Source organism: Ensifer sp. VA4, assembly GCF_055710065.1.
In genome coordinates this window covers 67715-89684 of sequence record NZ_JBVQPO010000003.1, presented here as the reverse complement: position 1 = coordinate 89684, position 21970 = coordinate 67715, and the positions used below count along the sequence as shown (strand labels likewise).

Sequence of the window (21970 nt, the reverse complement as noted above, 5' to 3'; positions counted from 1 at the left end):
ATAGTCCCAATCAAATCCGCAAAATGCAGCACGACCTGTCGGCGCGGACGGAGCACGCCTTGGAAGCTGGGCTACGCCTTCGCGCGAAAACCGCCAGGCATCTTCAGTCCCTTAGCAGTCAAAAGAATGTCTGAAGTCAGGGCGCGAGATGGACTTTGCAATAGCAGAGCAGAATGACTTGGATTTTATCGCCAAGTGGCTGCAGTCCGAGGACGAAGCCTATCAGGCCCGCCGTGCAGCCGATCCGTATTCCGGGAACCTCGGCAAGGGGTTCTGGTGTAACTGGAAACAGATACGCGGGGCGTTCGAGAGGCGAGAGCTCGAGGTCGTCCGCGTTGGCGGCGCAGCCGTAGCGGTTCACTTCGGGCGCTTTATTTCGCCGGGCATCACCGAGGTTCACCCCGATTTTCGCGGGCAGGGCATTGGTACGGCGATCATGAGATACGTTCTGCAGCAGGCCCGCGCGAACCAAGTCTGTATGCTCCATGTCCAGTGCATTTCCGATGTATCGCTGGCGTTCTGGTCCAAGTTTGGGTTTGCCCCGGCGGAGAAATATGAAGAGGAGTTCTACCTGGTCCTTCGTCATCCTCTGCCGCTTCCCCGGCACCCGGACACGACCGTCACCGTGAATTTCTTCGGTGAAAGCGGATGGTACGGCGGTAGCCCTTACAAGCGGGTTGAAATTCCTTGCCTCGTAGAAGGGGCACAGATCCTGCTTTCCGAGATCTGCCATGACGAGGTCATTAGCTCCAAGGGCAGTGGCGACCATTATGTTCAGGTCCTACTCGACAGGCAGGTCATATTCGGAAACTTGTTTGACTCCGACGAAGCCAACGCCTTCGGGTTTGGTACGGACAAATACGGTACCCGGATTGCCAAACGGTTTGATTTGGCGTCCACCAACGTGCCGATATCGAAATGGCGTACTTTATCCGGGTAAAAATGCGCAATTTAACATGATCACGATTATGAGAACAATATCAATAACTTAGCTCCATAGCCTATCTTATGCGATTTTCGACTCCCGTCCATCAGGTCAGCAAAGTCTGACATCTATTGCCATAAAGCGGGGAATGCCCCACAATGATGGCAACGAAAGGTGAAGCCCATGCCGAATGTCGCACTTGGCACCCACTACGAGGAATTTGTCCGCAAGCAGCTCGAATCTGGCCGTTACAACAACGCCAGCGAGGTTGTCCGAGCGGGCCTGCGTATGCTTGAGGACTACGAAGAAGCCCGTGAGCGGTGGCTGAATGAAGAGCTTCCGACCCGCTACCAGGAAGTCCTGTCCGACCCGTCGCAGGCTGTGTCGGCGTCGACGGTGCGTGCCCGCTTTGAGGCAAAACGCAAAGCTCATACGGCGGCAGCCAAGTAGGGCATGGACTATCGCATTGTCTACCATCCCAAGGCCGAAGCCGAACTCGACAAACTCTATGCCGACATTGCCTTGGTGGCAGGCAGCCTGACCGCAGGCAACTTCGTCGACGGGGTTATCACGTTCATCGAGAATCTGGAGACGTTCCCGGAGCGGGGATCCGTACGCGAAGGGCGAATTCCGGGTTTGCGGATCATCGGTTACCGACGCAGCGTCAGCGTGGCCTTTGTTGTGCATGGCCGCGATGTCGTGATCCTTGGCGTTTTTCACCGCGGGCAGGACATAACGCAGGATCTGCTGGAGGAACGGTTATAGACCTCTGCTTGCGCCGAGCCGCACCCGCCCGAGCTACTTCCTCCTGTCAGCCCCAAACGAGGAGGATTGTGATGGCGGCAGCTCCAAGCAGGAGAATGTCGCGCGGGCGGGTCTGGTCGAGGAAGTTGTGAAGGACGAGACCGACCACAGGTATGTTTGCATCCTGCTCCAAGCAAGCGCGATGAGATTCGGATCTTCGCCGGCGGGCATGCAGTCGACGGCCTGGGAAAACGCCGGCGGGCATGCAGTCGACGGCCTGGGAAAACCCAACGATCGCGCGTTCGAACTGGACGCGATCGTCTCCATGAAATAGGCTTGCAGATTGTGCGTGATGCGACCGAGGTCGGTCGCCATGATGTAGTCCTGGATGCAGCTTGCCATGATCTGCCGTGGTCAATTTCGTCCGCGCAATTCCGGACGGAAACCGTTCACACTTTCTTGGAATTGGTCTCAGCGAGCCTCCAGATCCGGCGTGCATTGCCGGCGAGCAGCTTGCGTTTCTCATCCGCGCTGCAGCCTTCGAGGAGAGCGTGGGTCGCACCGACCCAGGTTGAAAGGTTGCCACCGAGCGTGCAGACCGGCCAGTCGCTTCCCCACACCACCCGATCCCAACCGAAGACGCGGATCGTATGTTCGACATAGGGGCGCAGCGTCTCGACCTGCCAAGCCTCGTCCGCATAAGCGACGACGCCCGAGATCTTCGCCGTGACATTTGGTCGTCGCGCAATCTCGCTCATCTGATCGCGCCAGGGATGCTCGGCGCCGGCGCGAATGTCGGGAACGCCGCAATGGTCGAGGATGAATTGAACGTCGGGCGCCAGATCGACGAGTGCGATGGCCTTTGGGATCTGGTGCGGCAAGACGCAGAGGTCGAAGGTGAAGCGGCGCCCGCCGAGCCTGCGGATGTTATCGCGAAAGCGCGACACTTCGGACAGGTTATCCGGCATGACGTGCAGCACCCGGCGGAAGCCCTTGACGAATTCGTTTGCCTCCTGCCGCTCGAGATAGGCCGCGAACCCATCGTCTTCGGGCCGGCAGGCGGCAATGGCGCCCTTGAGCAGACTTTCCGGCTCTCGCGCGAGCCGTTCGATTTCTGTCGTTTCCTTCTCGATTTCCGAAGGGTCGACATCGACCTCCATGTGCAGGCTTGCCTCGATGCCCAGCCGCCGCGCCTCGCGCTCATAGGTCGCGTAAAGGAAGTCGTGGTCGAGCGCCGGCACGCCGGAGAGCCAGGGATAGGTGAGCTTCGACCTGTCGATGAGGTGAAGATGGGTGTCGATGATCAAGGCGCTTCTCCTCCGGATAGAACTCTTACATAAGAATTAGCTATTCAAATAAGAATTAGAGCCGTCGGCTGTCGCCGTCAATCGGCTGCCGGAACCACGTCCGAACCGGCAAGCGTCGACAATTGTTCGGCGGCCTTCAGGAGCAAGGCGATCGTTTCGGTGATGTCGGGAGCCGAAGGCGCATTGACCAGAGCGATATAGGGTACTGTCAGTGCGGCGATGCCGCGGCCATCGGGGCCCAGGATCGGCGCCGACAGGTTATAGACGCCCGCCGTCTGCGCGCTTGCCATCATCTCGTAGCCGCGTTCGCGAATCTGATCGAGGCGTGCGTAGAACTCCGGTCCGCGTGGGACCTCGTCTTTGCTCTTGGCGTGTTCGGCGATCATCATCTCGCGCTCTTCGGTCGAGCGGAAGGCAAGCAGGATATGGCCGGAGCCGGTGTCGAACAGGCTCATGTGCGAGCCGACCCGGATCGAGATGCCCCAGTAATCAGGCGCCTCCTGCTGGGCAATCACCACGGCCGAGCCGCGGTCGAAGACGGCGAGGTGGTTCGCCTGCCTGGAGCGCTGCGCCAGATCCCGCATCAGCGGCGTTGCATAGGACGCGAGCCTGCGCACCGGCGCATGCAGTTGCGAAAGCCCGAACAGTTTCAAGGTCAGGGAATAGCGGTCGCCGTCGATGCGGGTGACGTAGCCGCGCCGCACCAGCCGGTCGAGCATCCGGTAAAACTCGTTGGGGCTGCGGTTCAGGCGCTTGGAAATCTCTGCCTGTGTGAGGCCGCCGTCTACGCTGGCCAGCAGCTCGAGAATGTCGAGCCCCTTGTCGAGGGCGGGCGCGCGATAGCGGTCAGACTCTTCGGTGTCCATAAGATCCCTCCTTGGTGAATATTCATATCCATATACGCAGACAAAGGTGCCGACAAAGGAAAGTTCCCCTTGACGATGGACAAGCTTGTTGTTTGTATATGAATTGGGTTCTCACCACTAAGAACATCGCGGCGGAATGCGGGCGTGAACCAGGGAGGAGTGGGCCGATCGGCGTCGGTCTCACGGCATCGCTGATCAATCCGGTTGTCTTTTCCTACGGCTATGATCGTCTGCGTTTCGTGCGTCCTGTTCATATCGGCGATACGATCCGCACCCGCGTGGCGATATCCGCCAAGGAGGACGATCCGAAGCGACCGAAGGCGGGGCGCGTCGTGGAACGGTGCGAAGCTATCAACCAGCGTGGCGAGGCCGTCCTTGCCGCCGACCATATCCTGGTCGTCGAACGCAAAAAGCATGAGGGATCGGAAATGACAGCGGATCTTCAAGGCAAGGTCGTCCTGATTACGGCTGCAGCTCAAGGCATCGGCCGCGCGTCGGCTTTGGCCTTTGCAAAGGCCGGCGCGAAGGTGCACGCGACCGATATCAACACCGATGCGCTTGCCGCGCTCGCCAAGGAAGCGGATGTCAAGCCGCATCGGTTGGACGTGCTCGATACGCAGGCGGTCGATGCCCTCGTCGCTGAGATCGGCCCTGTCGACGTCCTCTTCAACTGCGCCGGCTTCGTGCATGCCGGCTCGATCCTGGAGATGAAGGATGCCGATCTCGAATTCGCTTTCGACCTCAACGTCAAGGCGATGATTCGCACCATCCGTGCGGTGCTTCCGGGCATGCTTGCGCGCAAGGACGGCGCGATCATCAACATGGCCTCGGTTGCATCCAGCATCAAGGGCGTACCGAACCGCTTCGCCTACGGCGTCACCAAGGCAGCCGTCATCGGCCTCACCAAGGCCGTCGCCGCCGATTACGTCTCTCAGGGCATTCGCTGCAACGCCATTTGCCCCGGTACCGTCGAGAGCCCGTCGCTCCAGGATCGCATGCGGGCGCAGGGCGATTATGAGACGGCGCGCGCTGCCTTCATCGCCCGCCAGCCGATGGGACGCCTCGGCACGCCCGAGGAAATTGCAGATCTTGCGGCTCATCTCGCTGGGGCGACCTATACGACCGGCCAAGCCTATGCCATCGATGGCGGCTGGACCATTTGACAACACACAAGCAGGAAGCAGACACATGAAACTTCTTCGTTACGGCCTTCCGGGTCAGGAAAAACCGGGCATCCTCGATGCCAGCGGCACCTTGCGTGATCTCTCTGGCCACATCGCCGATCTCTCCGGCGCGGCGCTTGACCCGGATAAACTTGCTGAACTCAAGGCGCTCGATCTTGCCGGCCTGCCCGTTGTCGACGGCAAGCAGCGGCTCGGCCCGTGTGTTGCCGGCACCGGCAAGTTCATCTGCATCGGCCTCAACTATTCCGACCATGCCGCCGAGACCGGCGCCACGGTTCCCTCGGAGCCGATCATCTTCATGAAGGCCACGTCGGCCATCGTCGGGCCCGATGACGATCTCCTGATCCCGCGCGGTTCGACCAAGACCGACTGGGAAGTGGAACTCGGCGTCGTCATCGGTCGAACGGCGAAATACGTGAGCGAAGCCGAAGCGCTCGACTATGTCGCCGGCTACTGCATCGTACATGATGTGTCCGAACGCGCCTTCCAGGTCGAGCGCCAGGGTCAATGGACCAAGGGCAAGTCCTGCGACACCTTCGGTCCGACCGGCCCCTGGTTGGTGACCAAGGACGAGGTTCCCGATCCCCAGAACCTGCCGATGTGGCTGAGGGTCAACGGCGAGACGATGCAGAACGGCTCGTCCAAGACGATGGTCTATGGCGTCGCCTATCTGGTCTCCTACCTGTCGCAGTTCATGTCGCTGCAGCCCGGCGACATCATCTCGACCGGCACGCCGCCCGGCGTCGGCATGGGCATGAAGCCGCCGCGCTACCTCAAGGCCGGTGATGTCGTCGAGCTCGGCATCGAGGGCCTCGGCAGCCAGAAGCAGTCCGTACGCGCGGACGATTAAGTTCTACCGAATGGAGCAAGAATGACCCGCATCACCAATCTGCGTGTCTTCGACCTGCGCTTTCCAACCTCGCAGGGCCTCGACGGATCCGATGCGATGAACCCGGACCCGGACTATTCCGCGGCCTATGTCATCCTCGATACCGACAAGGAAGGCGTTGCGGGCCATGGTCTCACCTTTACGATCGGGCGGGGCAACGACATCTGCTGCATGGCAATCAAGGCTATGCAGCACCTGATCGTCGGCCAGGACACGGCGCAGATCCTCGCCAATCCGGGCCGCTTCTGGCGGCACCTCACGAGCGACAGCCAGTTGCGCTGGATCGGTCCTGAAAAGGGGGCGATCCATCTCGCGACCGGGGCGGTGGTCAACGCCGTCTGGGACCTGCTTGCCAAGGAGGCTGGCAAGCCCGTTTGGCGCCTGGTTTCCGACATGTCGCCGGAAGAGATCGCCGATATCGTCGACTATCGCTACATGACCGATGTGCTGACCCGCGACGAGGCGATCGGGATCCTCAAGAAGGCCGAGCCCGGCAAGGCTGAGCGCATCGCGACGCTCGAGAGCGAAGGCTACGCCTGCTACACGACCTCGGCGGGCTGGCTTGGTTATGGTGACGACAAGCTCAGGCGGTCCGCCCAGGAAGCAATCGACCAGGGTTTCAACCATATCAAGATGAAGGTCGGCCGTGATCTTGCGGACGATATCCGCCGGCTGACGATCGCACGCGAAGTGATCGGCCCGGACCGCTATCTGATGATCGATGCCAACCAGGTCTGGGAGGTCGGTGAGGCGATCGATTGGGTGAAACAGCTTGCCTTCGCCAAGCCGTTCTTCATCGAGGAGCCGACAAGCCCCGACGACGTCGCCGGTCATCGTAAGATCCGCGAGGCGATCGGTCCGGTGAAGGTCGCGACCGGCGAGATGTGCCAGAACCGCATCATGTTCAAGCAATTCATCGCCGAGGGTGCGATCGATATCGTCCAGATCGACTCCTGCCGCATGGGTGGGTTGAACGAGGTTCTGGCGGTACTGCTGGTCGCCGCCAAATACGGTCTGCCGGTCTGGCCGCATGCCGGCGGAGTTGGGCTCTGCGAATATGTCCAGCATCTGTCGATGATCGATTACGTTGCCGTCTCCGGCACGAAGGAAGGCCGCGTCATCGAGTATGTCGACCATCTCCACGAACACTTCGTCGATCCATGCGTGATCGAGAACGCGGCCTATATGCCGCCGCAACGGCCCGGCTTCTCGATCGAGATGAAGCCGCAATCGATCGCGGACTACACATTCCGCGGGTGATAGAAGAGTTCTCGCGATGACGATGGTCCTTCGCGTCATGCCCAGTATGTTTCCGCAGCTCTCGCTGTGGCTTCCAACCTCGTCTATGGAAGCACTGCGGTTCAGTAGATCAGACGGCCCTTCGCGTCGACGGAGGGCCTGGCACCTGCAGTGACCTTCGACCGCCTCCGTCAGGCCTCGGGTTCGTGGCAAACCGCTTCGATGTTGTGCCCGTCCGGACAAAGCACGAAAGCCGCATAGTAGTTCGCGTGGTAGCGCGGCCGCAGACCAGGCGCACCGTTGTCCTTGCCACCCGCTTCCAGAGCCGCGCGATAAAAGGCGTCGACTTGCTGCCGGCTGTCGGCCGCGAAAGCGATGTGAAGATGGGCCGGCTTCTCCTCGGTCTGGTGCAGGCACAACGAAGCCTTGCCCTTTGCACTGAGCTCGACACCGTAGGAAGGTTCGCCTTCCGCAATGATAGACACACCGAGCGGCTCGAGTGCCCTAAGGTAGAAGGCCTTGCTCACTGCAAAGTCCCTGACGCCGAATTTGACGTGGTCAAACATGGGTTCTCCTGACATGTGAGAGCCTGCCGGACGGAGAGGTCCGCAGTGCTGCTTGTGCGGCAAATCGGTCCTTCCCGGCCGATCTGCATAGGACCTAAATGGCATGTCTCAGCGATCAATGGCAAGGAACGGAGCGGAGAGCTCAAGGCCGCAGGTCGACGACCGGCCATTCAAGCTGCCGATCGTTGGCGGATAAGCGCCGGATATCCTCTATCAGGTGGGGCTCCGGCACGAGACTTCGCTCCAGTCAGTTCCCGACCGTCGGTGAGGCGGCATCAGCGGCTTTGAGATGTGCATCGACCGAGGCCTGCTGCTTTGCCACTGCATCGATCTCATCGGGCGCCATCAGCGAAAACGCCGTCGAAAGGGCATCAGCGGTCGAAGCCTCCGGCGCAACGACCGAAACCCGCGCATAGCGCTGAGCGGTGGCGCCGCTTCGCGGGTCGAGAATGTGGCTGAAACGGGCTTCGGCGTCGAATTGGAACCCTCGCCCCGAGGACGTCGCGACCGCGCGGTCGGTAATATCCAGAGTCGCGTCAACATCATTCGCATCCTCAAACTCGGCAAGTCCGATGCGCCAAGCTTGCCCATCGGCCCTTGAGCCGATTGCGCGGTTCTCGCCCATGTCGACGAGGCTGCTGGTAACGCCGGCCTCACGCAACAGACCGACCACGCGATCGGTGACGTAGCCCTGGGCGATGCCGTTAAGTGTCAACGCCATGCCGCGTCGGGAGAAAGCGATGCGATTGCGGTCGATGCGCACCTGCGCAAAATCGGCCAAGGCCAGTGCCTCGCACACCTCGCTATGTGATGGTCCGGCAGGATCGGCATCAGGTTTCGCGAAGTGCCGGGCGTAAATCGTCCAAAGTGGCTGTATCGCGGGCTCGAAGCGGCCGGCGGTGAGATCGTGAAAACGTCGGGATATCTCGAGGAGTTCCACAAGCTCGGTCGGCGGGGCCGCAAGGACGCCAAAGCGATTCAATTGGCAAAGGGCCGAGTCCTCGCGGTAAAGGCTGAAGATCTCCTCCAGGCGCCGAACCTCTGCCACCACCCGGGTGATCAGCGCCTGGGCCTGCGCTCGGTCTTCATGATTGAGAACCAGTGTGGCGGGCGCACCCAGAGCCCGACCGTGCCAGATGACGGGCTCTGCCGGCAGCGCCGCCCACGCTTTTCCCTGCAGCAGCGGCAAGCCGGCGAAAGCGGCCATGATCGTGATGAAACGCCGGCGGCCGACGGGCTTATCCATGGTCGTGTTCTCCGGATGCTGCGGCATTGTCGTCGCTCTCTTCACCCGTGCCCAGGATGTAGCTTTCGGGAAGATCGGTGAAACGGACGATGCGCCCGCCATTCTTGGCAATGAAGGCCTTTGCAGCTTCCTCTGAGGAGAAAGGAACCGCTTCTTCAGCGCCCATGCCACCGCGAAGCCGGCTGTCGATGACAAAAACCGCCTTGCGCGCGTCGACCCAGTTATCGGCGCCGGGTTCTTCCCATCTCGGCGCCTTGCCCATGTCGGATACATAGATGGCGGCGATTTCCTTGGGCTCGTCCGGCAACATGGTGAAGGCGACGGTGTCGCGCGCCGACGAGAACCATATCGCTTCCGGTATCTTCTCAAGGATGATCTGGCCTTTGGGGCCGGCGTGTTCCAGGACGTTCATGCCACAATAGCGGCCCATGGCATCCTGGGTGAGGGTATAGGGTGCAGGCATCTCGGCCTGCTCCTTGTTTTCGCAGGCAATGAGCACCAGCGATGCTGCGACGATGAGGGCGAAGCGGACGGGTTTCAAATGTCCCTCCTGGAGAAAAGCAGGGTGGCAAGAGCGAGCGGCGCGGCTGTCCAGACGCAGAGTGCTGCAAGCAGGACCTCGCCGGTGAGGATCGAGTTCTTCGCGACACCGCCCATGCCGGAGAGCGCGGCGGCGCCGCCACTGCCGAGATTGAGAAGGCGATAGGCATCGGTCGGATTGGCAAGCAGTAAGAGGTCGAGCAGGCCATTCGGCAGTGAACGGCCTTGCGCTGCCACGAGGCCACCGAGCAGCGCCATGTCGTAGATCAGCACGAAGAAAAGCCAGAGGCCGATGGCGATGCCGCCCGCAGTGCTGCGCTCGCCAGCACTCGCACTCACGAAATATCCGATTGCGACGAAGACAGCGCCCAGCAGGACGGACGATCCGGTCATGGAAACGAAAGCGAGCCAGCTTTGTACGTCCGTTGCCCCGCCCATCAAGGCCAGCGCAATGGCGGCGGCGCCATAGCCGCAAATGGTTGCGAAGCACAGTATGGCGATATGGCCGAGGAATTTGCCGAACACGATCTGGCCGCGTCCAATGGGATAGCCGAGCAGCAGCAGCATGGTGCCGCGTTCGATTTCGCCGACGATGGCATCGTGCGAGATCAGAAGGGCGATCAGTGGCACCAGGAAGATCGTGAGGCTCGAAAGACTGACGATCACCACGTCGAGGCGGCTTGCGCCGACATTGCCGGTGGGCGCACTTCCAAGGAAGGTCAGGGTCAGCGCAAGGGCGGCGAGGACCAGTGTCGTCGCAAGCACCCAACGATTGCGCATGCCCTCGCGAACTTCCTTGGTCGCGATAATCAGGATGTTGCGCATTACGCCGCCTCCTGGCTGTTCAGGAAATGCGCGTAGAGGTCGTCGAGTGTTGGCTCTATCATCGTCAGCGTGTCGATCCCGGAGGCCGCATTGCTGAGGCGGTGCAACAAAGGAAGTCTTTCAGAATGGGCCACTTCGGCCTCCAGGCTGCCGTCGCCTGCTTCCGTCCATCGAACGCCGGGCTCTTTGAGAAGGCCGGGCGTTTCGCCGGAGATCGGTCGGACCCGGATCCGGGACGGCAGGCTGGCGATCCGCCTGAGGTCGTCGATCGTTCCATCCGCGATCTGCGAGCCGCGATTGAAGATGATCACTCGTCCGGCGCGATCCTCAAGTTCCCCAAGAGCATGCGAGGACAGGAGGATCGTCGTTCCTCCTGAGCGCAACTCATCGATGAGGCTATAGAAATTGCGCCGCAGCGCCGGATCGAGACCGCTCGTCGGCTCGTCGAGGAACAGTGCCTTTGGTGCGCCCAACAGCGCCTGCGCAAGGCCAAGCCTTTGCCGCATGCCCTTGGAATAGGTGCGGATGGGGCGGTCGGCGGCGCTGATCGCGAGCCCGACACGCTCGAAGAGTTCGTCTGCGCATCGGATATCCACCCGTTTCAGGCGCGCGTAGAAGGAGAGCGTTTCGCGCCCCGTCAGCGCCATATGGAAGGATACGCTTTCCGGAAGATAGCCAAGCGCCCGGCGGACGGCGAAATCGCCCTTTGCCGGATCTTCGCCGAGGACACGCACCTCACCGGATGTCGGTCGGATGAGCCCGAGCAGCAGCTTGATCAGCGTCGTCTTACCGGCGCCATTGTGGCCGACGAGCGCAACGGTCTCGCCTTCGTCGAGGGTGAAGGAAAGCGCACGCAGGGCATCTACCTTGCCGCCGTATCTTTTCGAAACCCCTTTGACGCTAACGGTAGAGGGCATGGTCATTGTTCCTTTCGTGGTGGCATCGCCATCAACGGATGGTTGTCGGTGACGCCGCCGGGCAGAAGTGCGGGAAACCGCGCCTGGGCCCAACGCACGACCTGAACGGCAGGGCTGCTGGTCAGCACGCGCGCCTGCGGTGCCGTCCAGAGCACCCGATCGATCAGATCGTTGGGCCGGTAGGCGTTGTCGGAGATGCCGTCGCCATCAAGATCGAAGGCCGGGTTGTCGCTCCAATAATTGCCACGTCCGTCCTCGGACCAGTCGAGATAGCGGGCGCCGACATACTTCACCTGGTTGCGGTTGCCGACGAAGGCGTTGCCGCTCAGTTTGTTGCTCTCAGAACCGGCGGTGAAATGGATACCGATCGCGCAGCCCTCGAACAGGTTGTCCCGCAGGCGATTCTTGTTGGCGTTGTAGATGAAGACGCACTTGTCCGGACCGGGGCGCATGCCCGTCCGGTCTTCGACGGCATCGCCGTCGGCTGCCGGCATGCCGTGCTCCTGAGATCGGACGCCGCGCTCGTCCCAGCGCGAGACCGGCTGCAGGCGTCCTTTGACGATATTGCCGGTGATGGTTGAACTGTTGGCATAGTTCAGAAGCAAACCGTGGTCGCGGTCGCCGTCGGAGATGTTGCCGGTGATTTTCAGCCGGCTGGAGAACATGATGGCATAGCCGACCGAGTTGCCGGTGGAGATATTGTCGCTGATCTCGCTGTCGTTGGTATACATGTAATGGATAGCAAAACGCAGGTTGCTGAAGCGATTGCCGCTGAAGACGTTGCGCTTGCTGGCATTGGTGGCGATGCCATCGCGCCCGAAGCTGATATCGTTTCCGGTCACCCGTGCGCCCGGCGCATTCCACAGCGTCACGCCGTTTCCGGTTTCGCTCAACCGGCCTTCGCCCGTGCCGATGATGACGTTGTCACGGGCAATGGAGTTCTCGGCGCCGTGCAGGTAGATACCGTAGAGATTGCCCTCGATCCTGCTCTTCTCGACGATTGCCCGCTTGGCGGTTTGCGCAACGAACACGCCCGAATTCATGTCTTCGAGAGAGCTGCCCGATCCCGAGACGGTAATGCCGCTGAAGACCACGTCTTCGGCGGTGATGGTGACGACGCTACCCTTGCCGTTGCCTGTGATTGCAGCGCCGGGCTCGCCGCTGAGCGTCACAGGTGTTGCGATCGTGATCGGGCCGTAAAACTCTCCGCTCTCCAGCACCAGTTCATCGCCGGGCTTGGCAGCATCAATCGCTCGCTGGAGGGACGATACGGCGGCAGGCGAGAGGCGGATCGTTTCCGCCTCAGCCGTTGCCGGGATGGCGGCCATTGCCGCCACCATCCCGAGCATTGCCGTCTCGTGGAGACGCATCATGCCTTCTTCGGCTCCACGAACATCCGGCCCTTCATCTCCATGTGCATGGCGTGGCAGAACCAGGAGCAATAGTACCACCACACGCCGGGCTTATCGGCGGTAAAGGTCACAGAGGCCGTCGCCTGCGGCGCGACTTCCATGTTGATGCCGTAGTTGATGATCGAGAAGCCGTGCGTGAGGTCTTCCACCTCGTCGATATTGGTGACGTAGACGGTTACCTCGTCGCCCTGCTTCACTGTGAAGCTCTCGAGCCCGAAGGCAGGCGCGGCGGACGTCATGTAGACGCGAACCTTGTTGCCGTCGCGGATCACCTCGGAATCGACGAGCAGGTCGATGTTGTCGGCCTTTGCCTGGGCGACCGCATCGGCAAAGAAGCTGTCGTCACGGCTCCAGACGCTGACCGGGTTGATCTTCGAGTTGTGAACGATCGTCGCGTCATGTGGCTCGGCAAAGGTCGGGTTGTCGTGAACCAGCACCATTTCATCGCCTGAGATATCGATGAGCTGATCGTTTTCGGGCTTCAGCGGGCCGACGTTCAGGTAGCGGTCCTTCGAGAACTTATTCAGAGAAATCAGCCACTTGCCATCGGCTTCCTTCGTTTGCCCCATTGACGTGTGGTTGTGACCGGGCTGATACTGCACATCGAGCTTCTGGCGGATCGGATTGACCTTTTCCCCCTTGTAGGCGCGCCTTGCATCCTCAAGGTTCCACTTGCAGATCTGGCTGTCGATGAAGAGCGTCGTGTAGCAATTGCCCCGGCCGTCATAGGCGGTGTGCAGCGGTCCGAGCCCGAGTTCCGGTTCCGCGACGACCGTGTCACGCGGCTTGATCTTGTCGTCGAACAGGTCGTCGAACAGACGCACGTCCATGACGGTGACGGTTGGCGACAGCTTGCCGTTGGCGACGATATGAATGCCGTCCGGCGCCGTATTCATGCCGTGCGGGCCGTTGGAAACCGGGATATAGCGGGTGTAGGGGGAACCCTTGCGGCCGTCCAGAACCGGAACGCCGCCCATTTCCTTGAAGTCGCCCTTCGCGACCGCTTCCTCGATGCGCTTGAGGTTGAAAACGACGATCCAGTCCTGGTCCTTCGCCATCATCTCCGCGAGGTTCACGCCCTCTTCGGAGTTGTAGCAGGTGGCAAAGGCGTATTTGCCCTGATAATCGGCGTCGACGTTGTCGAGGTTGCCGTCGACCATGACCTGCCATGCGACCTTCATCGTATCGCCGTCGATCGCCGAGAAGATCGCGTGATACTGCTTGTGGTCGTCGAGAACCGAGCCGTCGTTCGGGATCGGCACGCGGTCTTCGCCATTGGCGAAGACGTAGCCGGTACGTGGGTATTTCTGCACGCGCAGACCGTGAACGGTGTGCTGGTTGGGCAGCTGAATGATCTTGTCGCACTTCATCACGTCGAGGCGGATGCGGCAGACGCGGGTGTTCGCCTTGTCGTTTGCGAACAGGTAGCGCCCGTCATAGGTGCCTTCCGTGAAGGACGGGTGCGGGTGGTGCAGGTCGCCGTTGAGATAGATGCCGCCTTTGTCCTTCAGATATTCCTTGGTTTCCGGCAGCAGCCCCTCCGTCAGAATCTTGCGGCTCTCGTTCGTCTGGCCCCAGCCGGTCGCGCTGTCGCGGTTGAAAACCGGAATTCGCATCAACTCGCGCATCGACGGCAGGCCGAGGATGCGGACCTCGCCGCTGTGGCCGCCGGAGAAGAAGACGTAGTATTCATCGAGTTCGCCGGGCTTCACTTCGGTGGACTGGCCACCGGCGGCAAGCGCCGGCGCTGCAGTCACGGTGGAAATGGAAACCGCGCCGCCGACTGCTGCGGCGCCGGCAACGGCTGCCGCGGCGGTGGAGCCGAGAAGCTGGCGCCTGCTGAGGGCGGTTGGGGTATTGGGATCTGACATGTCTTCGCTCCTTTGATGATGGCTTCAGGCCAGCTCGCCTTTGGCTTCTTCATTGCCGCCGATCGGTTTTCCCTTGTGGGTAACCACGGTTTTCGCCGGCGCCTGTCCCCGTGATGCAGGGGTTGAAAGCGCCATGAATTTCTCTCGCTTCAGCCGCACCTGGATCATGTGCGGGCAGCGTTGGTCGTCCTGGTAGAGTTCCTGGCAGTGCATGCAGTAGATGCATTCGTTGACGTTGATCTGCCCCTCCGGGTGGATCGACTGCACCGGACATTCCTTGGCGCAGCGCTGGCAGGGCGAGCCGCATTCAGGCCAGCGCTTCAGCCATTCGAACATGCGGATGCGTCCGGGAATGGCGAGTGCGGCGCCGAGCGGGCAAAGATAGCGGCAGTAGAAGCGCTCGATGAAGAGACCCGCAGCCAGCAGCGTCAAAGCGAAGAGGACGAAGGGCCATTCGCGCGCGAACTTCAGGATGATCGCCGTCTTGAAGGGCTCGATCTCGGCAAAGGTCTCTGCCAGCGCCACCGAATAGAGCGACAGCCCAAACAATCCGAGGAAGATGATGTATTTCACCGGCCAGAGGCGCTCGTGCAGTCCCCAAGGCAGCTTCACCTGCGGCACCTTCAACCATTTGGCTATGCCGTTGGTAAGTTCTTGCAGGGCGCCAAACGGGCAGAGCCAGCCGCAAAACGGGCCGCGCCCCCAGAAGAGCAGCGCTGCCGCCACCGCCGCCCAGAGAATGAAGATCAGCGGCGCAGAGAGGAAAAACTCCCAATGAAAGCCGGTGATCAGCGAATTGACGAAGGTCAGGACATTGACCACGGAAAGCTGTGCATTGGCATACCAGCCGAGCCAAACCAGGGCGAAGAGCAGATAGCCGCGTCGTATCCAGCCGAAGAGTTTCGGCCTGCTGACCAGCCAGTTCTGGAAGAAGAAGATGGCGGTCAGAACCAGCAATCCGGCGAAGGTGATGACGATCGAGATACGGTTCATGTCCCAGATGCCGACCCACAGCGGCGCCTGCTCGTCATCAAGCTGACCCGCCTCCGTTGCGGTTTCCACGGGGGCGGTGGCGGCGGGCTGGGGCACCGCCGGGGCCGGTGCCGCCTCGACGATCATGTAGCGTTCCGGCAGCGTGTATCCGAGGTCGTAGGGCAGGGTGGCCTTGTCGCGCGCGCCGGTGCTGCGCTGGACCAGAAGTTGCAGTTCCCACGGCTCCGTGACGTCGAAGGTGAAGCTGTCGGGAATGATGTAAAGGGCGATTTCGCGCAAGCGAGGCGCGCCTTGGGCGGCGATCTGTGTCAGCCGCGTGTGATCGCGGTCGCGAAAGCGCAAACCTTGTCCATCCTGCAGCAGCTCGATGCGGTCGAAGATGCCGCCGCGCACGTAGCCTGAGCCCTTGAACGAATAGGCGCCGTCGCCGGCCACCAGAATGGCCGCCTGGCTGGGCTTCAGCCGCTTGGCGAGGCGTGCATAACCCTCTTCGCCAAGCAGGCTCTTGCCGATCGCGGGCACGCTGACGGGTGCAAGATAGAGATCGATGAAGCGGTCCTTGGGGTCAGCCGTTTCGGGCTTCTCGGCCGCATCCTTGTGATTAGCCCGAAGGAAAGCTTCCGATACTTCACCGACATCGAGCCGAAGGCTGCGGATCGAGCCGTCGCCGAGAAGGGTTTGCCAGTCACGGACCTCCTGCTGCGAGGGATCGAGCTTTCGAACCGGTGCAGCGCTGGCAACTGTTGCTGCGGCCTTGTCGCCGAGCCTGCCGCTCCGCACCAGCTTGACGGCGGAGCGCACCACGCTATCGCCTATCACCAGAACGGTAACGGTCGCGCCGCTGACGATGTCCACGTGCGGCGGCCGCTCGGCGCCCGAGGCGACGCGCGAGAGATCGCGGCCGATGATCGAGTTCAGCGCTTGGACGACGCGGGCTTCCGGTATGCCGATCAACACGATCGGCTCCTTGTGGTCCACCAATTTCAGCCCCCGCACAACACCGGTCTTGTCGATCCCGACGACGATATGGATTGGCTTGCCCGAATAGCCGGTCGAGTTGGTGAAATCGGAATTGAGATAGGCGTAGCCGGCAATGTCGGCACCCTTGTAGACGGGTGCGATTGCGGGTTCGCCAATGGGGTCACCGAAGCGGTCGGCGCCGGCAAAAAGCTCCGCCGGCTGAACCTTGGCAATGTATTCGGAAAGGCCGCCGGCGGCGAACGCCTGGCCCCCAACGGCAAGGAGCGCGATGAAAAACGCGAGAAAAACGGCCAGACCGTGTTTTCGGATGGGGACGTTCTTCAGCATTCGCATTCCATCTGGCGCCGCGGCCGTTCTCACACCGATCCTGCGCCGCGCCGCGATCTTCGACCCAGGAAATTCGAGCGGAAGTTAGCGCCATGGACGGCCTGGTCGTTGAGCCAGATCAACCAACAGTTTTTTTAACACCGTAGAATGCGGGCGTTATTTTCGGAGAGACTTCATGCCCAAACTGACCGAAGAGCCGCCCGTTCTGCACACCATGGAGGGCCTGATGCAAACGGCCGCGCGTATGGAGCAGGAGGCAATCAAAGGGTATGAGGCGCTGCGAGACAGGATGAGCGCCGAGGGACGACCTGAGCTGGTCTCGGTCTTCGAACGGCTGATCGCCGATGAAAAATCGCATTTGTCCGAGGTCGCACACTGGTCCAGGGCAAGCGGAATCGAAGCTAACGGAACTGCGGCCTTGGTTTCTTCGCCGCCTGATCTCTTCGACCCTGAAGGTGCCGATTTGATCCCGGCTGAGGCCTTAAGCGCTTACCGCGCTTTTTCGATCGCCGTCAGAAACGAAGAGCGCGCTTTCGAGTTCTGGAGCTACGTTGCCGGGAGAGCTCCCTCGCCAGAGATCCGGCAGGCAGCCGAAAGGATGGCCCGGGAGGAATTGGGCCACATCGCAACCTTGCGGCGCGAACGGCGGTTGGCCTTTCATCGTGCGCGCCAGGCTGCTTCGCCGGCTGCCGGCCTGACGCTTGAAGATCTCGAACGGCGTCTTCATCGACAGTTACTGGGCCTGGGAGATATTGCGGACTCGGGGGAACTATCCCGCTTCGCGCATGACGCGAGAGAGCGTCTTGCGAGATGCTACGAGCTTGGCGTGGTCTGCAGGCCCAATATCGACGGGTTTTCTCCGGCAGCGTTCGAACGTCCGGCCGTCCTTTGCGGCATCGTGCTTGACTGTTATCTCGATCTCATGGCGCGCGAAAAGGACGAAAATATCCTTGTCTTCGCCCAGGACGCTGCCTCCCAACTGGTGCGGTGCCTTCTGTTCCTGCGGGGGGTGCCGCCGCAACCGTGATCTTACGTTGCGACGATACCAGATCGAATTGCCCCCGAATGGCGATGACGGGCATGCGTGTCTAAGCCTGGCGGTGACCGAGTGCCATAGTGATGAGCGTGGCGAAGACCATGATGACGCCGTAGGGGATCTTGCGGCTTGCGCGGATTTCCTCGATGCGCATGGCGACAGCATAGTGCGCGAATGCCAATGGTATGGGCAACCTGAGGGCCAGCATGGTCACGATGCCGCCCAGCAGCAGGAAAAGAGCGAAGGGGAGCATGCCGAACCAGCCGACGAAGAGGCCGATCGGCAGGAAAAGCTTGGCGTCACCGGCGCCAAACAGCCGGAAAGCCCAAAGTACGACGCCAAGCGTAAAGAGCAGAAGGCCCGCCCCGATATGACCGCCTACTCCGTCGAGCGAGAAGAGCGCGGCTCCGATATCCTGTGTTGTCGCGAGCCGGGCCGTGGCGGCGAGCGCATAGACGGCGACGAGCGCTAGCACGACACCGTTCGGAATGCGCCAGCGTTGGAAGTCGCTCCAAGCGGCATAGAGAAGGAGTAGGGCTGCTACCAAAGTAATTATGTTGATTGTTTCCATCATGTTTTGCCCGGTTCGCACGACAGATGCTCTTTGCGTTTTGATTGTCCAGTTCTTCCAAAGACTTCGCAACAATCTTGGCGACGGAAGATCTCAAGAAATATTACATGATTTCACAGTTTGGTGGGCTACGCCTGTATTCACCCCCAAAAAACAATGGGTTCTGATTTTAACCATAAGGCAGGAATGCTCCGTACTGCTTCGTATTAGAAGTTGACGATATAATAATTAAGGGATTATTAATAACGTCAGTCGGAGAGGTGGTCTCAATGACGTGCGAGGGCCGGGGAAGTTGGCGGCCACGCAAGAGTAATATTGCGTTGGAGGTAATTCTCGATGAAAGCATTTTTGACAAAAGTCCGCGCTTTCTCGCGGGAAGAAGACGGCGTAGCGCTGACTGAATACCTTATTCTGCTCGCGCTGCTGGTCGGCGGAGTGATTACCGCAGTAACTGCAGCCGGCTCGAATCTTAGTAACGCCTGGGAAGCCTGGGGCACCTGGTGGACCTCGAGCCTGTCTCCTCCGGCTTGAGCTACTTGACATAATTATCGAGGAGGAGGGGAGTTTGTTAACTCCTCTCCCCCTAAATTACAATTTCAGAATAGTTGTACTTTTCAACTTTGCGAGCATTGGCGATGCGCTCTTCAACGATCATCAGCCTTGTAGTTGCCCTCTTCCTTGCTTTCGCAGCGGTCTATGCTACCCGCACCTATCTCGCTGGTGAGCGCGCCCGCCTTGCGGCGAGTGGAGGCGTCAAACAAACGGAAAAAACTCTCGTCGTCGCGGCGAAGCCCATGCGCTTTGGCGACCGGGTCCGGGCAGAGAATTTGAAGACCATTCCCTGGCCGTCAGATGAGAGACCGGAAGGCTCCTTTGACGCGATCCAAACGGTTCTTGGAGACAAGGACGAAGCGCGTTATGCCATGGAGGCGATCGATCCAGGCGAGCCTGTGTTGGCCTCGAAGATCACCGGCGCAGGTGAACGCGCCACCCTCTCGGCCGCTCTCGACCAAGGGATGAAGGCCGTTTCCATCCGCGTCAACGATGTGCTCGGCGTCGCCGGTTTCGTGCGTCCTTCGGATCGGGTCGACGTACTCCTAACCCGTGTTATCCGCAATCCGAAGAGCGGCAACGAGCAGACATCTGTGGACGTCCTTTTGCAGGGGGTGAAGGTGCTCGCCGTCGACCAGACGGCCGACGAACGCAAGGACGAACCCTCGGTCGTGAAGACCGTCACCTTCGAGGTGACGACCGACGAGGCGCAGCGTCTGACGCTCGGCGCCCATATCGGGACACTCTCGCTCGCCCTTAGGAATATCGCTTCGGCCTCTGTCGAACAGACGCGACCGGTGACCGTCGCAGATCTGGGGGGTGGCCCCGTAGCCACTGAACTCGTACAAGGTTCTGACGCTGGGCGATTCGAGTCGATCGAGCGCATGGTTCGCAAGGTCGGCGAGGACCTCGGTGGCCGGCTGAACTCGGTCGAAAGCAAGATGAATGCACCTGTACATGAAAAACAGGTGCAAATTGTCGAGCGGGATGTCGCGCCGGTCTTGCCGGCGGAGCCGAAGTGGGCGACGGTCGGCGTCTGGAGCGCGATCAAACGGGAAGAATACCGGGTGGGGCAGATCCAGTGATATGGGATTTAACCTGTTCCGTTTCGGAGCAGGGCCGGCTTCGAGGAGAGGGGCTTTGGCAGGAATGAGGGGAAGCATAAGACGCGCTGCAAGGCGCAGAGCCCTGGTGGCGTCGGTCGCGATTTTTTCGGCCTGCGCACTTTGGGGACCTGGCCTGGTCGGGCCGGCAGACGCGCAGGAGAAGTTCATCAATCTCGGCGGGTCGGTTCAGCAGGTCGTGTTGCCGCCGAACGACACGGTAACGATCGCGACGGGCAAGCCTTTTGGAGACCTCGTGATTGGCAGCGCGGAACTCATCGATGTGGTGCCACTCTCCGACAAGTCGCTTTTTATCCGCGGCAAGAAGACCGGGGCGACTAACATCTCTGTCTATGGTGACGACAAGAAGCTTCTCGGTGTCATCGACATTCGTGTTGCCAGCGATTTCAGCGAGGTAGCATCGGCGATCCGCTCCGCCTCGCCGGGGTCACAGGTCCGGGTGATCAATTCCAATGATCGTATCCGCCTGACGGGCATGGTGCGCGACGCTACCGAGTTGCAGCGAGTGCTCGAAATTGCCCAGTCTTATTCGGATGAGCCCGTTCTCAACCAGTTGCGCGTCAACGACTCGCAGCAGGTTATGCTGGAAGTTCGGGTGATAGAGGCCTCCCGTCAAACCGGACGTGACCTCGGTATCGGTTGGTCAGGCCAGGGCAGGAACGGCATCGGCAAGGCGACGACCAGCCAGGGCATCAGCGTCAAGGATGGCTCACTGGTTCGTACTCTGGAAGACGCGGCCGGTGCGGCAACCGGAATGCAACCCTTCGGTCAGCTAATCGCCAAAGTCCTCGAAATCTCCGGGGGGCAGATCGACGTCGTCATCAACGCGCTGGAGCAGAAGGGACTCGTGCGCCGGCTCGCCCAGCCGAACCTGATTGCCATGAGCGGCGAAACCGCCAGCTTCCATGCTGGTGGTGAAGTGCCGATCCAGACGACGGTGGCCAACGGCGCGACGGTAGCGACACAGACCGACTATCGTCCTTTCGGCGTCCGGTTGACGTTTACACCCGTCGTCCTTGACGGTGGGCTTATAAGCTTGAGAGTCGAGCCAGAGGTCTCCGAGCTCGATACCTCGATCAACGTCAACGGCAACCCCGGCTTCATCTCGCGCGCGGCAAAGACAACTGTGGCGCTGCGCGATGGTCAGAGCTTCGCTATGGCCGGCTTGCTGCAGTCGGTCAATTCCAAAGATATCCAGCAACTGCCCGGGTTGGGGAAGCTTCCGGTGATCGGTGCTCTCTTCCGCTCGACCAGCTTCCTGAAGCGCGAATCCGATCTTGTCATTGTCGTGACGCCGCACATCGTGCGGCCGGCGGCGCCCGGTGAGGCGCTCTATAGCCCGCTGGACCAGACGCGTTCATCCAATGATGTCGAGCTTTTCGCGCTCGGCGTCATGGAGGTGGACAAGGACATGCTCCGTCGCTTCCGCAATGGCGAAGGCATCACCGGGCCCTATGGCCACAGGCTTGACCTCGATACGGGAGGCGCACTTGCAGTTGCGAAGAAGTAAGCGCGTATTCTTGGCTCTTGCCGCAACGAGCCTCATTTCCGGCTGCGCCGACTATTTGAACCACAGGGACACGATCACCTTTGGGCTCGGCAATGCCGTTGAAGCCAATAAAGGGATCCACACCCAGGATCCCTTCCCGCGAGTGGCGCAGAACACGCACATCGCCACGGACGGCAAGACGATCAACAAGGTCATGCGGAGCTATAACGGCTCCGGCCCGAGCGCTAGTGCAGCGATGCCGACTGCGGTGATCCTGCCGACCGCGACGCCGCCCATGGGGGCGAACGGAAATAGCAGCGCTGGAAAGTGAACGTGATCTTGGCAGCAGGTAGGCGGCGAGGGCCC

The 21970-nt window shown here is 60.8% G+C and carries 23 protein-coding genes; 12 read left to right on the top strand and 11 right to left on the bottom strand.

All coding sequences use genetic code 11. The features are described from left to right. Positions 1-148: 148 nt before the first annotated feature. The 4 genes from AC0C6X_RS05625 to AC0C6X_RS05610 all read left to right on the top strand — a co-directional run bounded on the left by AC0C6X_RS05625 (position 149) and on the right by AC0C6X_RS05610 (position 2003). Positions 149-940: a GNAT family N-acetyltransferase gene (locus tag AC0C6X_RS05625; RefSeq protein WP_472952175.1), complete on the top strand. Its 792-nt coding sequence runs from the start codon at positions 149-151 to the stop codon at positions 938-940. 168 nt (positions 941-1108) lie between these two features. Beyond that, positions 1109-1375: a type II toxin-antitoxin system ParD family antitoxin gene (locus AC0C6X_RS05620; RefSeq protein ID WP_173518479.1), complete on the top strand. Its 267-nt coding sequence runs from the start codon at positions 1109-1111 to the stop codon at positions 1373-1375. 3 nt (positions 1376-1378) lie between these two features. Then, on the top strand, positions 1379-1690 hold the full coding sequence (locus AC0C6X_RS05615) for a type II toxin-antitoxin system RelE/ParE family toxin (protein ID WP_173518478.1): 312 nt from the start codon (positions 1379-1381) through the stop codon (positions 1688-1690). A gap of 127 nt (positions 1691-1817) precedes the next feature. Next, the gene (locus AC0C6X_RS05610; protein WP_472952174.1) at positions 1818-2003 is read left to right on the top strand and encodes a hypothetical protein; all 186 of its coding nucleotides are present in this window, start codon (positions 1818-1820) and stop codon (positions 2001-2003) included. A 115-nt stretch (positions 2004-2118) separates the two neighbouring features. Here AC0C6X_RS05610 and AC0C6X_RS05605 read toward each other — a convergent pair whose 3' ends face one another. Beyond that, positions 2119-2976: an amidohydrolase family protein gene (locus AC0C6X_RS05605; protein WP_173518477.1), complete on the bottom strand. Its 858-nt coding sequence runs from the start codon at positions 2974-2976 to the stop codon at positions 2119-2121. Positions 2977-3053: 77 nt separating this feature from the next. Beyond that, positions 3054-3842, bottom strand: a complete 789-nt coding sequence (locus tag AC0C6X_RS05600) for an IclR family transcriptional regulator (RefSeq protein ID WP_173518476.1) — start codon at positions 3840-3842, stop codon at positions 3054-3056. Positions 3843-4270: 428 nt separating this feature from the next. On the opposite strand from AC0C6X_RS05600, the gene AC0C6X_RS05595 reads away from it, so the two are divergent. From AC0C6X_RS05595 to AC0C6X_RS05585, 3 genes are read left to right on the top strand one after another with little or no spacing between them, the layout of a single operon-like run. After that, positions 4271-5005, top strand: coding sequence for an SDR family oxidoreductase (locus AC0C6X_RS05595; protein WP_472952330.1), 735 nt, complete (start codon positions 4271-4273; stop codon positions 5003-5005). 25 nt (positions 5006-5030) lie between these two features. Next, on the top strand, positions 5031-5876 hold the full coding sequence (locus AC0C6X_RS05590) for a fumarylacetoacetate hydrolase family protein (protein ID WP_472952173.1): 846 nt from the start codon (positions 5031-5033) through the stop codon (positions 5874-5876). A 21-nt stretch (positions 5877-5897) separates the two neighbouring features. Then, the gene (locus AC0C6X_RS05585) at positions 5898-7175 is read left to right on the top strand and encodes an L-fuconate dehydratase (RefSeq protein ID WP_472952172.1); all 1278 of its coding nucleotides are present in this window, start codon (positions 5898-5900) and stop codon (positions 7173-7175) included. Positions 7176-7345: 170 nt separating this feature from the next. On the opposite strand, the gene AC0C6X_RS05580 is transcribed toward AC0C6X_RS05585, so the two are convergent. The 8 genes from AC0C6X_RS05580 to AC0C6X_RS05545 all read right to left on the bottom strand — a co-directional run bounded on the left by AC0C6X_RS05580 (position 7346) and on the right by AC0C6X_RS05545 (position 16832). Then, positions 7346-7720, bottom strand: coding sequence for a VOC family protein (locus tag AC0C6X_RS05580; protein WP_472952171.1), 375 nt, complete (start codon positions 7718-7720; stop codon positions 7346-7348). 247 nt (positions 7721-7967) lie between these two features. Next, positions 7968-8966, bottom strand: coding sequence for an FAD:protein FMN transferase (locus AC0C6X_RS05575; RefSeq protein ID WP_472952170.1), 999 nt, complete (start codon positions 8964-8966; stop codon positions 7968-7970). After that, positions 8959-9507 (bottom strand): nitrous oxide reductase accessory protein NosL, encoded by a 549-nt coding sequence (locus AC0C6X_RS05570; RefSeq protein ID WP_472952169.1) that lies wholly within the window; start codon positions 9505-9507, stop codon positions 8959-8961. The genes AC0C6X_RS05575 and AC0C6X_RS05570 overlap by 8 nt, the downstream gene beginning before the upstream one ends. Continuing rightward, a complete protein-coding gene (locus AC0C6X_RS05565; protein WP_472952168.1) occupies positions 9504-10331 on the bottom strand; it encodes an ABC transporter permease in 828 nt (275 codons plus the stop codon). The genes AC0C6X_RS05570 and AC0C6X_RS05565 overlap by 4 nt, the downstream gene beginning before the upstream one ends. Continuing rightward, on the bottom strand, positions 10331-11248 hold the full coding sequence (locus AC0C6X_RS05560; protein ID WP_472952167.1) for an ABC transporter ATP-binding protein: 918 nt from the start codon (positions 11246-11248) through the stop codon (positions 10331-10333). The genes AC0C6X_RS05565 and AC0C6X_RS05560 overlap by 1 nt, the downstream gene beginning before the upstream one ends. Before the next feature lie 2 nt (positions 11249-11250). Next, positions 11251-12618: a nitrous oxide reductase family maturation protein NosD gene (locus AC0C6X_RS05555; protein ID WP_472952329.1), complete on the bottom strand. Its 1368-nt coding sequence runs from the start codon at positions 12616-12618 to the stop codon at positions 11251-11253. Beyond that, on the bottom strand, positions 12618-14531 hold the full coding sequence (gene nosZ, locus AC0C6X_RS05550) for a TAT-dependent nitrous-oxide reductase (protein WP_472952166.1): 1914 nt from the start codon (positions 14529-14531) through the stop codon (positions 12618-12620). The genes AC0C6X_RS05555 and nosZ overlap by 1 nt, the downstream gene beginning before the upstream one ends. 24 nt (positions 14532-14555) lie before the next feature. After that, positions 14556-16832, bottom strand: coding sequence for a 4Fe-4S binding protein (locus tag AC0C6X_RS05545; RefSeq protein ID WP_472952165.1), 2277 nt, complete (start codon positions 16830-16832; stop codon positions 14556-14558). A gap of 175 nt (positions 16833-17007) precedes the next feature. On the opposite strand from AC0C6X_RS05545, the gene AC0C6X_RS05540 reads away from it, so the two are divergent. Beyond that, on the top strand, positions 17008-17859 hold the full coding sequence (locus AC0C6X_RS05540) for a ferritin-like domain-containing protein (protein WP_472952163.1): 852 nt from the start codon (positions 17008-17010) through the stop codon (positions 17857-17859). A gap of 61 nt (positions 17860-17920) precedes the next feature. Here AC0C6X_RS05540 and AC0C6X_RS05535 read toward each other — a convergent pair whose 3' ends face one another. Next, positions 17921-18442, bottom strand: coding sequence for a prepilin peptidase (locus AC0C6X_RS05535; RefSeq protein ID WP_472952161.1), 522 nt, complete (start codon positions 18440-18442; stop codon positions 17921-17923). Positions 18443-18775: 333 nt separating this feature from the next. On the opposite strand from AC0C6X_RS05535, the gene AC0C6X_RS05530 reads away from it, so the two are divergent. The 4 genes from AC0C6X_RS05530 to AC0C6X_RS05515 all read left to right on the top strand — a co-directional run bounded on the left by AC0C6X_RS05530 (position 18776) and on the right by AC0C6X_RS05515 (position 21935). Continuing rightward, positions 18776-18970: a Flp family type IVb pilin gene (locus AC0C6X_RS05530; RefSeq protein WP_472952160.1), complete on the top strand. Its 195-nt coding sequence runs from the start codon at positions 18776-18778 to the stop codon at positions 18968-18970. 104 nt (positions 18971-19074) lie between these two features. After that, a complete protein-coding gene (cpaB, locus tag AC0C6X_RS05525) occupies positions 19075-20076 on the top strand; it encodes a Flp pilus assembly protein CpaB (protein WP_472952159.1) in 1002 nt (333 codons plus the stop codon). Between the two features lie 64 nt (positions 20077-20140). Next, the gene (locus tag AC0C6X_RS05520; RefSeq protein ID WP_472952328.1) at positions 20141-21625 is read left to right on the top strand and encodes a type II and III secretion system protein family protein; all 1485 of its coding nucleotides are present in this window, start codon (positions 20141-20143) and stop codon (positions 21623-21625) included. After that, positions 21606-21935 (top strand): pilus assembly protein, encoded by a 330-nt coding sequence (locus AC0C6X_RS05515; RefSeq protein ID WP_173518462.1) that lies wholly within the window; start codon positions 21606-21608, stop codon positions 21933-21935. The genes AC0C6X_RS05520 and AC0C6X_RS05515 overlap by 20 nt, the downstream gene beginning before the upstream one ends. Positions 21936-21970 lie beyond the last annotated feature (35 nt).

Bases quoted from the DNA above. Each gene is read 5' to 3' on its own strand.
- AC0C6X_RS05530 (WP_472952160.1), top strand. From the start codon at position 18,776: ATGAAAGCATTTTTGACAAAAGTCCGCGCTTTCTCGCGGGAAGAAGAC.
- AC0C6X_RS05575 (WP_472952170.1), bottom strand. From the start codon at position 8,966: ATGGATAAGCCCGTCGGCCGCCGGCGTTTCATCACGATCATGGCCGCT.
- AC0C6X_RS05625 (WP_472952175.1), top strand. From the start codon at position 149: ATGGACTTTGCAATAGCAGAGCAGAATGACTTGGATTTTATCGCCAAG.
- nosZ (WP_472952166.1), bottom strand. From the start codon at position 14,531: ATGTCAGATCCCAATACCCCAACCGCCCTCAGCAGGCGCCAGCTTCTC.
- AC0C6X_RS05600 (WP_173518476.1), bottom strand. From the start codon at position 3,842: ATGGACACCGAAGAGTCTGACCGCTATCGCGCGCCCGCCCTCGACAAG.
- AC0C6X_RS05520 (WP_472952328.1), top strand. From the start codon at position 20,141: ATGAGGGGAAGCATAAGACGCGCTGCAAGGCGCAGAGCCCTGGTGGCG.
- AC0C6X_RS05555 (WP_472952329.1), bottom strand. From the start codon at position 12,618: ATGCGTCTCCACGAGACGGCAATGCTCGGGATGGTGGCGGCAATGGCC.
- AC0C6X_RS05560 (WP_472952167.1), bottom strand. From the start codon at position 11,248: ATGCCCTCTACCGTTAGCGTCAAAGGGGTTTCGAAAAGATACGGCGGC.
- AC0C6X_RS05545 (WP_472952165.1), bottom strand. From the start codon at position 16,832: ATGCTGAAGAACGTCCCCATCCGAAAACACGGTCTGGCCGTTTTTCTC.
- AC0C6X_RS05535 (WP_472952161.1), bottom strand. From the start codon at position 18,442: ATGATGGAAACAATCAACATAATTACTTTGGTAGCAGCCCTACTCCTT.
- AC0C6X_RS05585 (WP_472952172.1), top strand. From the start codon at position 5,898: ATGACCCGCATCACCAATCTGCGTGTCTTCGACCTGCGCTTTCCAACC.
- AC0C6X_RS05615 (WP_173518478.1), top strand. From the start codon at position 1,379: ATGGACTATCGCATTGTCTACCATCCCAAGGCCGAAGCCGAACTCGAC.
- AC0C6X_RS05540 (WP_472952163.1), top strand. From the start codon at position 17,008: ATGCCCAAACTGACCGAAGAGCCGCCCGTTCTGCACACCATGGAGGGC.
- AC0C6X_RS05590 (WP_472952173.1), top strand. From the start codon at position 5,031: ATGAAACTTCTTCGTTACGGCCTTCCGGGTCAGGAAAAACCGGGCATC.
- AC0C6X_RS05620 (WP_173518479.1), top strand. From the start codon at position 1,109: ATGCCGAATGTCGCACTTGGCACCCACTACGAGGAATTTGTCCGCAAG.
- AC0C6X_RS05580 (WP_472952171.1), bottom strand. From the start codon at position 7,720: ATGTTTGACCACGTCAAATTCGGCGTCAGGGACTTTGCAGTGAGCAAG.
- AC0C6X_RS05565 (WP_472952168.1), bottom strand. From the start codon at position 10,331: ATGCGCAACATCCTGATTATCGCGACCAAGGAAGTTCGCGAGGGCATG.
- cpaB (WP_472952159.1), top strand. From the start codon at position 19,075: ATGCGCTCTTCAACGATCATCAGCCTTGTAGTTGCCCTCTTCCTTGCT.
- AC0C6X_RS05595 (WP_472952330.1), top strand. From the start codon at position 4,271: ATGACAGCGGATCTTCAAGGCAAGGTCGTCCTGATTACGGCTGCAGCT.